This window comes from Pseudomonas sp. HS-18, from assembly GCF_020401845.1.
Classification (GTDB): Bacteria; Pseudomonadota; Gammaproteobacteria; order Pseudomonadales; family Pseudomonadaceae; genus Pseudomonas; species Pseudomonas nitroreducens.
In genome coordinates this window covers 6,454,636-6,466,537 of sequence record NZ_CP084413.1, presented here as the reverse complement: position 1 = coordinate 6,466,537, position 11,902 = coordinate 6,454,636, and the positions used below count along the sequence as shown (strand labels likewise).

9 protein-coding genes are annotated in these 11,902 nt (G+C 63.9%); 5 read left to right on the top strand and 4 right to left on the bottom strand.

Annotation, left to right across the window (positions count from 1 at the left end; genetic code table 11):
- Positions 1-359 precede the first annotated feature (359 nt).
- Positions 360-1,709, top strand: a complete 1,350-nt coding sequence (gltP, locus tag LDJ84_RS29970; RefSeq protein ID WP_037010334.1) for a glutamate/aspartate:proton symporter GltP — start codon at positions 360-362, stop codon at positions 1,707-1,709.
- Positions 1,710-1,817: 108 nt separating this feature from the next.
- Positions 1,818-3,047, top strand: a complete 1,230-nt coding sequence (locus LDJ84_RS29965; protein WP_024764990.1) for a nucleoside recognition domain-containing protein — start codon at positions 1,818-1,820, stop codon at positions 3,045-3,047.
- On the opposite strand, the gene LDJ84_RS29960 is transcribed toward LDJ84_RS29965, so the two are convergent.
- Positions 3,029-3,604, bottom strand: a complete 576-nt coding sequence (locus tag LDJ84_RS29960) for a S1C family serine protease (protein ID WP_024764989.1) — start codon at positions 3,602-3,604, stop codon at positions 3,029-3,031. The two genes, LDJ84_RS29965 and LDJ84_RS29960, sit on opposite strands and share 19 nt — an antisense overlap.
- A 506-nt stretch (positions 3,605-4,110) precedes the next feature.
- On the opposite strand from LDJ84_RS29960, the gene LDJ84_RS29955 reads away from it, so the two are divergent.
- Positions 4,111-5,400, top strand: a complete 1,290-nt coding sequence (locus tag LDJ84_RS29955) for an MFS transporter (RefSeq protein ID WP_226045692.1) — start codon at positions 4,111-4,113, stop codon at positions 5,398-5,400.
- Positions 5,401-5,524: 124 nt separating this feature from the next.
- Positions 5,525-6,076: a GNAT family N-acetyltransferase gene (locus LDJ84_RS29950; RefSeq protein WP_024764987.1), complete on the top strand. Its 552-nt coding sequence runs from the start codon at positions 5,525-5,527 to the stop codon at positions 6,074-6,076.
- Between the two features lie 23 nt (positions 6,077-6,099).
- Here the strand turns inward: LDJ84_RS29950 and LDJ84_RS29945 are convergent, their stop codons facing one another.
- Positions 6,100-7,473 (bottom strand): M16 family metallopeptidase, encoded by a 1,374-nt coding sequence (locus LDJ84_RS29945; RefSeq protein ID WP_065083781.1) that lies wholly within the window; start codon positions 7,471-7,473, stop codon positions 6,100-6,102.
- Between the two features lie 205 nt (positions 7,474-7,678).
- On the opposite strand from LDJ84_RS29945, the gene LDJ84_RS29940 reads away from it, so the two are divergent.
- Positions 7,679-8,635, top strand: coding sequence for an NAD-dependent epimerase/dehydratase family protein (locus tag LDJ84_RS29940; RefSeq protein WP_024764985.1), 957 nt, complete (start codon positions 7,679-7,681; stop codon positions 8,633-8,635).
- Positions 8,636-8,705: 70 nt separating this feature from the next.
- Here LDJ84_RS29940 and LDJ84_RS29935 read toward each other — a convergent pair whose 3' ends face one another.
- Positions 8,706-9,740 (bottom strand): AraC family transcriptional regulator, encoded by a 1,035-nt coding sequence (locus tag LDJ84_RS29935; RefSeq protein ID WP_084358497.1) that lies wholly within the window; start codon positions 9,738-9,740, stop codon positions 8,706-8,708.
- 96 nt (positions 9,741-9,836) lie between these two features.
- A complete protein-coding gene (locus LDJ84_RS29930; protein ID WP_065083779.1) occupies positions 9,837-11,561 on the bottom strand; it encodes a Na/Pi cotransporter family protein in 1,725 nt (574 codons plus the stop codon).
- Positions 11,562-11,902 lie beyond the last annotated feature (341 nt).

The following is an 11,902-nucleotide window of genomic DNA, read 5'->3' as shown; positions in this document are numbered from 1 at the left end:
GACGGTCCCCTGGCGGCGACCGTACATCCGGTAACAAGAACCCGCCCGTGAGCGCGCGCGGACTTCTTATCCGAACAATCCGGGCCATTGATGGCCAATCAGCACCAAGCCTAGACGGCTTTGCAGAGCGCTGCGTGACAGGCATCGAGGAACCTGGATCATGCAGAAAATCAAGGGTCTTACGACCTGGAACCAAGGTTTCAGATGCCTTTTCCTATGCCGATTGTGCATGGGGTAGGCGTTTCCGGCATTAGACGGGAAAGGGGTGGGTCGGAATCATGCGCCCCTTTTTTCGCTGGCCGTCGGCATCCCGATGGTTTGGCGACCCCGACTTCCACAAGAATCAAGGGTGACTCACTATGGGCAAAGCCAAGCTCAGCCTCGCCTGGCAGATCCTCATCGGCCTGGTACTCGGAATTGCACTGGGCGCCGCGCTCAACCATTTCAGCGCGGAAAAGGCCTGGTGGATCAGCAACATCCTCCAGCCGGCGGGCGATATCTTCATCCGCCTGATCAAGATGATCGTTGTTCCGATCGTCATCTCCTCGCTCATCGTCGGCATCGCCGGCATGGGGGATGCTAAGAAGCTCGGGCGGATCGGCCTGAAGACCATCATCTACTTCGAGATCATCACCACGGTCGCCATCGTGGTTGGTCTGCTGCTGGCGAACATCTTCCAGCCCGGCGCCGGCATCGACATGAGCACCCTGGGCACTGTGGATATCTCCCAGTACGCGCAGACCGCCAAGGAAGTCGAACACCACCACGCGTTCATCGAGACCATCCTCAACCTGATCCCGTCGAACATCTTCGCGGCGATGGCCCGTGGCGAAATGCTGCCGATCATCTTCTTCTCGGTGATGTTCGGCCTGGGTCTGTCTTCGCTGCCGGCGCCGACTCGCGAGCCGCTGGTGAAGATGTTCCAGGGCGTGGCCGAGGCCATGTTCCGCGTCACCCACATGATCATGCGCTACGCCCCCATCGGTGTGTTCGCGCTGATCGCCGTGACGGTGGCCAACTTCGGCTTCGCCTCGCTGCTGCCGCTGGCCAAGCTGGTGGTACTGGTGTACTTCGCCATCGCCTTCTTCGCCTTCATGGTGCTGGGCCTGGCCGCACGCCTGTTCGGCTTCTCCATCATCAAGCTGATGCGCATCTTCAAGGACGAGCTGGTCCTGGCCTATTCCACCGCCAGCTCCGAGACCGTGCTGCCGCGCATCATCGAGAAGATGGAAGCCTACGGCGCGCCGAAGGCGGTCAGCAGCTTCGTGGTGCCCACCGGCTACTCGTTCAACCTCGATGGCTCGACCCTGTACCAGAGCATCGCAGCGATCTTCATCGCCCAGCTCTACGGCATCGACCTGTCCATCGGCCAGCAGTTGATGCTGGTGCTGACCCTGATGGTCACCTCCAAGGGCATCGCTGGCGTGCCGGGCGTTTCCTTCGTGGTGCTGCTGGCGACCCTCGGCAGCGTGGGCATTCCGCTGGAAGGCCTGGCCTTTATCGCCGGCGTCGACCGCATCATGGACATGGCGCGCACCGCACTGAACGTAATCGGCAACGCCCTGGCGGTGCTGGTCATCTCCAAGTGGGAAGGCGTGTACGACGCGCAGAAAGGTGCCCGCTACTGGCAGGCCATGCAGAACGGTCGCGTTGAAGCCTTCCTCGAAGGCGAGGGCGCGGATGGCAAGGAAAGCCCCGCCGCTCGCTGACCCGCAAGGGTTATCCACAAGGCCCCGGCAGCGTCCGGGGCCTTGTCGTTTCTGGCGTCGGAGGGGGCCGTGCCGCTATCATCCGGGCCATTCCAAGGGGGACGATTCATGCTCAACGGCCTGTGGCTGAGCTTTTTCATGGTGGCGGCGGTCACCGCGCTTTCCCGCTGGCTGCTGGGGGGAGAAGCCACCGTCTTCGCCGCCATGGTGGAAAGCCTGTTCGCCATGGCCAAGCTGTCGGTGGAAGTCATGGTGTTGCTGTTCGGCACCCTGACCCTTTGGCTCGGCTTCCTGCGCATCGCCGAAAAGGCCGGGCTGGTGGAAAAGCTCGCGGTCGTCCTTGGCCCGCTGTTCCGCCGCCTGATGCCGGAAGTGCCCGCCGGCCACCCGGCCATCGGCCTGATCACCCTGAACTTCGCCGCCAACGGCCTGGGCCTGGACAACGCCGCCACGCCCATCGGCCTGAAAGCCATGAAGGCGCTGCAGGAGCTCAACCCCAGCAGCACCACTGCGAGTAATGCGCAGATCCTCTTCCTGGTGCTCAACGCTTCCTCCCTGACGTTGCTGCCGGTGACCATCTTCATGTACCGCGCCCAGCAGGGCGCGGTGGACCCGACCTTGGTGTTCCTGCCGATCCTCCTGGCCACCAGCGCCTCCAGCCTGGTCGGGTTGCTCAGCGTTGCCGTCATGCAGCGCCTGAGACTGTGGGACCCGGTCGTGCTGGCCTACCTGATTCCCGGCGCGCTGGCGCTGGGTGCCTTCATGGCGCTGCTGGCGGGGCTGTCCGCCACCGCGCTGGCGCAACTGTCCTCGTTGCTGGGCAACCTGACGCTGTTCGGCATCATCATGCTGTTCCTCATCGTCGGCTGGCTGAAAAAGGTGCCGGTGTACGAAACCTTCGTCGAAGGCGCGAAGGAAGGCTTCGACGTTGCCAGGAGCCTGCTGCCGTACCTGGTGGCGATGCTCTGCGCCGTTGGCGTGTTGCGCGCCTCAGGTGCGCTGGAGATGGCACTGGACGGCATTCGCTGGGTGGTCGAGGGCGTGGGCTGGGATACCCGTTTCGTCGATGCACTGCCCACCGCGCTGGTCAAGCCGTTCTCCGGCAGCGCCGCGCGGGCGATGCTGCTGGAGACCATGCAATCCCACGGCGTGGACAGCTTCCCGGCCCTGGTAGCCGCCACCGTGCAGGGCAGCACCGAGACCACCTTCTATGTGCTGGCCGTGTACTTCGGCGCCGTCGGTATCCAGCGTGCCCGCCATGCCGTGGGTTGCGCGCTGCTGGCAGACCTGGCCGGCGTGCTGGCGTCCATCGGCGTGTGCTACTGGTTCTTCGCCTGAAACTGGCGGGCCGCCCCGCGCTTCGTCTGCTCCTGGAACAGCAGCCATTCGCGCTGGATCACCTGGTAGGGCACGAAGACACTGAGCCGCTCCATTCCGGCCAGTTCCGGTCGGTTCGCCGGTGGCGTCCAGCCGGCGTGGAAGCCGATGTTGATCCCGAGCACGCTGCCATCTCCGGCCAGCAGCGGGCCGCCGGACATGCCCTTGGCCATCGCGGCATCGTGCACGCCGTAGCGCTCGGTACTTTGCGATCCGGAGTTGATGAACGGGACCGGCCAGACCCGACCCTGGGAACTCACCGGGATCATCAGCGTGCTGCTGCCGATGGCGGTCACCTGTTCACCTGGGCGGAAATCCCGCCAGTGCGGAACTTCACCCGCAGCCTTGTGAGCGATGAACAGCAGGTCGCAACCGGTGCTGCAGCGGTACGCCTGATTCATCAGAAAAGGAGTGTGGGCGGCGGTTACTGCGTAGTCGGCGTTCCACTGCACCGCGGAAGCAACCAGCAGGCCGGGCAGTGGCGGGCCTGACAGGACCTGGAAGTACCGCTCGGTCAAGCGACTGTCGGTTTCCGGCGATACCCAGCCATTGCATCCTGTCAACGACAGGATGAGTAGGAAACTCCATTTCATATCATTAGCCTTTTCCGTTTAATTTGTGGGAAAAGTTAATGATTATTGAAAGAAAATTCCTATATAAAATTAGAATTTATTACGCAGTAAAATAGCTTGTTAATAATCTTGTATGGCGAAAGTTTCCTAGGAAGTTTCTGAAGGAAGTTGATATAAAATTTCAGGAATAAACTTATTTGTCAAAAAAACCAAGTACCAATTTATAACTGTCAAGACGTTACTTGTTTTTGCCGACGAACAGCATCGAAGCTTTCACGAAGCTTTCAAACCCATGTAATTCACACCTTTCAGCCATTTTTCGATTGTCTGATGGCGGTCATTACACATAGGGTTACAAATAAGTCGGCCCTCCACTGCCCCGATCCACCCGGATGGCGACTGTCGATTTCCCTCGTGGAAATTTCCCGTGTGTCAGCCTGAGTGATGTCCCCATGGCCTCGAACAATTCCAAAGCCAAAGCCGTCTTCCGCGTGGTGAGTGGCAACTTCCTCGAGATGTACGACTTCATGGTGTATGGCTTCTACGCCACCGCCATTGCCAAGACCTTCTTCCCCGGCGACGACCCCTTCGCCTCCCTAATGCTGTCGCTGGCGACCTTCGGCGCCGGCTTCCTGATGCGCCCGCTGGGCGCCATCTTCCTTGGCGCGTATATCGACCGCCACGGTCGCCGCCAGGGCCTGATCATTACCCTTGGCCTGATGGCCTTGGGCACCCTGCTGATCGCTTTTGTTCCGGGATACGCCACCCTGGGTGTCGCAGCACCTTTGCTGGTGCTGTTCGGCCGGTTGCTGCAGGGCTTTTCCGCCGGCGTGGAGCTGGGCGGCGTGTCGGTCTACCTCGCGGAAATCGCCACCCCGGGCAAGCGCGGCTTCTTCGTCAGTTGGCAGTCGGCCAGCCAGCAGGTCGCCGTGGTGTTTGCCGGCCTGCTGGGCGTGATCCTCAACCACTGGCTGAGCCCGCAGGACATGGGCGAGTGGGGCTGGCGCGTGCCCTTCTTCATCGGCTGCCTGATCGTCCCCGCGCTGTTCATCATCCGTCGCTCGCTGGAGGAAACCCCGGAGTTCCAGCAGCGCAAGCATCGTCCGACCCTGGGCCAGGTGCTGCGCTCCATCGGCCAGAACTTCGGCCTGGTGCTGGCCGGCACTGCCATGGTGGTAATGACCACCGTGTCGTTCTACCTGATCACCGCCTACACCCCGACCTTCGGCAGGAACGAGCTGCACCTGTCGGACTTCGACAGCCTGCTGGTGACCATGTGCGTGGGCCTGTCCAACTTCATCTGGCTGCCGCTGATGGGGGCGGTGTCCGATCGCATCGGCCGCAAGCCGCTGTTGCTGGCCGCCACCGTGCTGGCACTGGTCACCGCCTACCCAATGTTGTCCTGGTTGGTGGCGGAGCCCAGTTTCGCTCGCCTGCTGGAGGTGGAGCTATGGCTGTCCTTCCTCTATGGCAGCTACAACGGTGCGATGGTTGTCGCGCTCACCGAGATCATGCCGGCCGACGTACGCACCACCGGCTTCTCCCTGGCCTACAGCCTGGCGACTGCGACCTTCGGCGGCTTCACCCCGGCGGTCTGCACCTGGCTTATCCACACCCTCGACAACAAGGCCGCGCCGGGAATCTGGCTCAGTGGTGCGGCGGCCCTGGGCCTGCTCGCCACCCTGGTGCTGTTCCGCAAGGGCGCCCGTGCGCGGGAAGGGGCGCTGGCCGCTGGGGTCTGAGACCCTCTGCGACGTTCTGCCCCAGCGCGGTTTCGGGCGGCATTGACTCAAGTCAGGCTTGCCCGGACCGCGCAGGAGAAGGATAGGGTCAACCCAATCCCTCTTCTCCAGCGGAGAACGCGTCATGATCACCCACCCCACCGCCGAGCTCGCAGCCCTCGGGGCTGTTGGCGCCGATCACTGGATAGAAACTCTCGAAGACGGCAGCCATGTGCTGATCCGGCCGTTGCGCGCCGAAGACCGTGAGCGCGAGCGCCTGTTCCTCGAGCGCCTATCCCCCATGACCCGCAAATTCCGCTTCCACGGCGAAGTGAAGATCGACGACAAGCTGCTCGATCGCCTGATGGACGTGGACTACCAGACCACCATGGCCTTCATCGCACTGACCCATGTGGACGGCGAGCTGCGCGAAGTCGGCATCAGCCGTTACGCGGCTGTGGACAACCAGCAATGCGAATGCGCGGTGACCATCGCCGACGAGTTCAAGCAACTGGGCCTTGGCCTTGCACTGATGCGCCACCTGATCGACGTGGCCAAGCGCAATGGCTTCCACCAGATGTATTCGATCGACTCGTCCATGGACCGGGACATGCGCGACATGGCCCGCGAGCTGGGCTTCCGCGCCCAGGTCGACCCGGACGATTCCTGCCAGGTCATCCGCCGCCTCGCCCTCTGAGGCTTATCCGGCCCGGCGGGCAATCAGCCCCGCCGGCGCCGGAGCGCCAGCCCGACCAGTACCGCCAACAGCAGCGCGCCCAGCGCTGAAAGTGGATAGACCCTATCGTCGTCCAGCAGCGGTTTCTCGATACGCAGATACCCCTCGTCCTTGAACAGCTGCTGCGCCACGTCGTTGGCTTGCGTGAGGCTGACCCTTGCCAGGCGCTTGTCCTCGTCGGGGAACTTGCCGTCGTCGAAGTCCGCCAGCGCGCCCCAGTAGTAATCCGCCAGCGTCGAGTTGCCCGGCGTGCTCCAGGCCAGTTGCGCGCGCGCCACGCGCTGGATGCGGGCAAAGCGCTGTGGGTCGAGGCCGTCGTGGCGGATCTTGTCCACCAGGTCCTTCAGGGCCTGCTGGGTCACCTTCTCCTGATCGCGCTCGACATCGGCGTTCAGGCTCATGAAGCCCTGGTTGGCCCAGGCGGTGCGTTCGCTCCAGGGGCCATAGGAGAGCTCCCGGCGTACACGCAGTTCGGTGTAGAGCGCATCGTTCAGGTAGGCCTGCAGCAGGTCCAGCGTGGCGCCGTCGGCTTCCGCCGGCTCGGGGAAAATCCAGTGCAGTACCGCGCTTTCGCCGAACAGCCCGGTGGTCAGGCTGCGCTGGCGCTCGGCCCCCTTTTTCATCTGCGGCAGGTCGCGGCGCTCCGGGGTGTCGTGATCGACCAGGGCGCCGTAGGTACGGCCCAGGTAGACCGGCAGGCGCGGGTCGAGGTCGCCGACGATGATCAGGGTCATGTTGCTGGGGACATACCAGTCCTTGCGCAACTGCTCCAGCTGGGTCCGGGTCAGGTTATCCACAGGCGCGCGCTCGTCGCACGACAGCCCCAGTTCCACGGCCAGCTGTTCCTGGCCGGCGCGGCTGACGTTCTGGTGGTCCAGCCAGCGCTGCAGGTGCGAATAATGGCCGCCGTCCTCGCGCACCAGTACCTGTTTGGCGGAGTCGATCTTGCGCTGGTCGAGCTGGGTGCGGGTGATGATTTCCAGCAGCAGGTCCAGCACCTGGCGCTGGGTGGCGGCGGGGGATTCGACGACGAAAGCGGTGTCGCCCTCGCTGGTGTAGGCGTTCCATTGGCCGCCCAGGGCCTGCATGCGCGCTTCCAGGTCGGCCTCGTCGCCGCCATCCAGGCCGCTGAAGAACAGGTGCTCCATCAGGTGCGGAAGCTGCCGGTCGCGGCAACTGAAATCACTGAAGCCGACGCCGACGATCAGGCGGATCGACACGTGGCCCTTCTCGTGGGTGGGCTTGAACAGTACGCCCATGCCGTTCTCCAGCTGATAGGCCTCGACCGTCTGTCGCTGGTCGGCAAGGGACCAGGTGGTGAGCAGCAGGGACAGCAGGGGGACGAACAACCAACGCATGAGCGGTGAGCCTGGACGCAAAGCCGTGAGGATAGCGGATTGACCGACGCGAACCCACCGCGTTCAACCTTTGTCGGGTGGCATCTTTGGTCATGGGGCTGGCTTGTGCGGTCACTGTCGGTGCTGGCGCAGTGGAACTACGCTGCAAGCACGCACCCTTCAATAGCCCAAAGTTCGCCGCGTTCCCGAGCGATCTGGAGGTTTCATGCGCGTATTGATCACCGGCGCCGCTGGCTTTCTGGGGCAGAGCCTGCTCAATGAACTGGCCGTGCAGCACCTGGATTGGACGCTGATCGCCGGAGACGTCAGGCGCATCAATACCCAGGGCCTGCGACCGAACATCGAGCCGGTTGCGCTGGACCTGGGTGTGGCTGCGCAGGTGAATGCCTGCGTAGAACAATGGCGACCGGACGCCATCGTCCATCTCGCCGCCGTGGTCAACCCGCCGCGGGAAATGACCCCGCAGAAGCTGCACGCCATCGAAGTCGGCGGCACTCGCGCGCTGATCGAGGCGGCGCGGCAGACCGGCGTTAAGCAACTGATAGTCACCAGTTCCGGCGTCGCTTATGGCTTCCACCGCGACAATGCCGAGTGGATCGACGAATCCCATCCGCTGCGCGGACACCCCCACCTGCTCCAGGCGCGTTGCAAGCAGGAGATCGAACAACTGCTGGCGGATGCGCGGAAACGTTATCCACAGCTCAAGCAGTTGATCCTGCGTCCCGGCACCATTCTCGGCCGACGTGTGCATAACCCGCTGAGCGAACTTTTTGCCCGGCCCACCATGGTGGGCGTGCTGGGGCACCGCAGCCGCTTCGTGTTCATCTGGGACCAGGATGTCGTGAATGTGATCCGCCAGGGGCTGGAACGCGGCAGCGAGGGCATCTACAACCTCGCCGGCGATGGTGCGTTGTCCTTGCGCGAAATCGCCGGCCTGCTCAACAAACCCTATCGGTCCATGCCCGCAGGCCTGCTGCGCATGGGGCTGGGGCTGCTCAAGCCGCTGGGTTTGTCGCGCTTCGGCCCGGAGCAGGTGGACTACCTGCGCTATCGGCCAGTGCTGGACAATCGCCGGTTGAAGGAAGAGTTCGGCTACGAGCCGCGCTATTCCAGCCGCGAGGCCTTCCTGGCCTATCTCGCGGCGCGGGGACCGAACGGCTGAGTCGCAGGCTGTGGATATCCTGTAGGCAAGTCTGTTGAAAAGCTTACTGGCGGTTACTTGTCGCTGCCGGCTAATTGCCTGACTGTCGCCTCCGCTGGCGATATTCGCCCGGTGTCAGCCCCGTCCAATGACGGAAGGCACGGAAGAACACGCTGGGTTCGGAATAGCCGAGCAGGGCGGCGATATCCGTGGCCGGCAGGTTGCCTTCGCCCAGGTAGCGTTCCGCCAGTTGCCGGCGGGTGTCGGCGAGCAGCTGTTGATAACTGCTGCCTTCCTCCGCCAGTCGGCGCTGCAGCGTGCGCTCGCTCAGGCCCAGTTCGCTGGCAACCGAAGCGCGGCCCGGTTCGCCGCGGGCCAGTTGCTCACCCAGGAGGGCGACGACACGGCCGCTGATGCTGGCGCTGGGCAGCCGGGCGAGCAGGCCTTCGGCGTGCTGGCGCAGCAGATCGCGCAGCGGCGGATTGGCCTGGGGCAGTGGTGCGTCGATGAGTGCCCTGGGTAGGCCCATGGCGTAGTCAGGCGCTTCAAACTGCAGAGGGCAGCCGAAGGCCTTTTCATATTCTTCGAGATTCTCCGGCTGGCTGTGCATGAAGCGGCAGCCGGCCAATTGCAGGCCGCTGAGCAGGGCGCGCAGCTGGCGCGCCCAGAACCCCAGCAGCGCCAGGGCGCGGGCGCGGGTCGCCGGCGTTTCGGGGCTCAGCGGGCGGTAGGTCACCCAGATGATCTCGGCTTGCGCCTCGATGGCCACCTGGCCGCCTTCGCCTACCAGGCGCTGGTAGCGCATGGCCGATTCGAGGGCGTCGCCCAGCGTGGTGCTCGACTGCAGCAGATAGCCCAGCGCGCTGAAGGATGCCGGCGACAGGGCGCGGCCCATGGCCAGGCCGGGCTCATCGTGCTTCAGGTCGGTCTGGATCACCTGCCACATGCGCTCCTGCAGCGCGAAGTCGATACGCGCATCCGGGTCGCTGAGCTGGGATTGCTGAATGCCGCTGGCAGCGAGCAGCGCATCGCGGTTCATACCGAGACGTACGGCCGCCAGCAGAATGGCCTGGGTCAGGCTGGCGCTGACCGAGGGAGGGCGTTGGGATTGAGTGCATGCTTCCATGGCGGCGGATTCTGCCCGAACCCTGGGCGTCGTGATATCAGGACTTTGTAGGGGCTGGCGAACGCTCCGTCGAAGCGCTCGCCCAGTCCCTGGCCGTCAACCCGTCGCGCTGGAGCCGGGCGGAGCCGGGCGCTGCTGATCCTGTACCGCTTCGACTTCGCGCTCGACGAAGTCATCGTCTTCCCCAGGTTCAGTGGTTGCCGAACTGCTGGCATCCGGGTTGTCCAGAACAGCATAGGCGATGGCGCAGAACAGCGAGTTCAAGCGCTTCATGTCGCTGATCAGGTCCAGGTGCAGCGAGCTGGTCTCGATGCTCTGTACCACCTGCTGACGCAGGCGGTCGACATGCGAGTGGGCGAAGCGCCGTTCCTGCAGGCGGAAGCGCTGCTTGGCACGGCGCAGGCGCTTGGCGCCTTCCTGGTCACCATTGAGGAACACCGACAGGGACAGGCGCAGGTTGGCCACCAACTGACCGTGCAGCACGGTGATCTCCTCCAGGCCGTTGTCGGAGAAGGATCGGCTGCGCGAGGTCTTCTTGTCCTGCACGGCGCCGAGCATGTGTTCGATGATGTCGCCCGCCTGCTCGAGGTTGATCGCCAGCTCGATGATCTCCGCCCAGCGACGGCTGTCGGCTTCGCTCAGGTCTTCGCGGGGCATGCGCGCCAGGTACAGCTTGATCGCGGTGTAGAGGGCGTCGACGTCGTCGTCCTGCTTGCGGATTTCCTTGCCCAGCAGCGGGTCGCCGCTGTGGATAACCTGCATCAGGTTGTTCAGCATCTGTTCGACGATATCGCCCATGCGCAGGGTTTCGCGCACCGCGTTGACCAGCGCCAGGCTTGGCGTGTCCAGTGCACCGGGGTCGAGGTGGCGCGGGCGGACGATATCTTCCGGCGAATGGCGGTCGGGCATGAGGCGCGTACAGAAGGCCGCCATTTGTCCGGTCAGCGGCAGGCAGGCGAGGCAGCGGGTGGTGTTGTAGAGCACGTGGAAGGCGATCACCAGTTCGGCGGTGCTGAACTGCCAGTGGTCGATCCAGTCTGCCAGCGGGCCCACCAGCGGCAGCACCAGGGCGCAGCCGGCGACCTTGAACAGCAGGCTGCCCAGCGCCACGCGGCGGCCGGCGGCGTTCTGCGAGGAGGCACTGATCATCGCCAGGATTCCGCTGCCCAGGTTGGCGCCGATCACCAGGCACAGCGCCACTTTCAGCGAGATCACCTTGGAGGCGGCCAGCGTCGCGGTAAGCAGCACGGCCGCCAGGCTGGAATAGGAAATCATCGCGAACAGCGCGCCGGTGAGCGCATCCAGCATCACGTCGCCGGTCAGGCTGGAGAACAGCACCTTGACGCCCTTGGCCTGGGTCATCGGCTCCGCTGCCGCGACGATCAGCTGCAGCGCCAGGATGATCAGCCCCAGGCCGATGAACACCCGGCCGAGCTGGCCCAGGCGCGACTTCTGTCGGCCGAGGAAGAAGATCACCCCGAAGAAGATCAACAGCGGCGACAGCCACGACAGGTCCAGGGTCAGCACCCGTGCCATCAGCGCCGTGCCGACGTCCGCGCCGAGCATGATCGCCAGCGCTGGCGCCAGGGCCATCAGTCCGGTGGCGACGAAGGAGGTCGCCAGCAGCGCCGTGGCGTTGCTGCTCTGCACCAGCGCGGTGACACCGATGCCGGCGGCGAAGGCCAGCGGGCGCTTTTCCACGCTGCGGCTGAGGATTTTTCGCAGGTTACTGCCGTAGACCCTGAGGATGCCGGTGCGGACGATGTGAGTGCCCCACACCAACAGGGCGACGGCAGAGAGCAGATCGAGCAGTTTGAGCATGTCGGGCCCCCTTGCACGCAAATGGGCCCGCGGGCGGAGCGTCCGTCGACGGACCCTGTAACGACCTCGCCCGCGGCTCCGTACAGACAGCGCGGAGGGCCGAGAAGGACACGGCAGCATTCAGGCGATTGTCACAAGACTGTCATGGTAGACCCTCGTTCTTCCCTGAGGGTTCGCCAAATCTCTGATTTGCCGGGATTCCTGTCTGTCAGTAAAGCCGATCAAACACGGGTGCGAGAGGCTTTGCATCGGTTATTTCGCACGGATCGGCGGGCGGATATGTCTAGACTGCCTAACCATTTGCTGACAGAAGTGCTCATCGACATGGATGCGCCACAGGC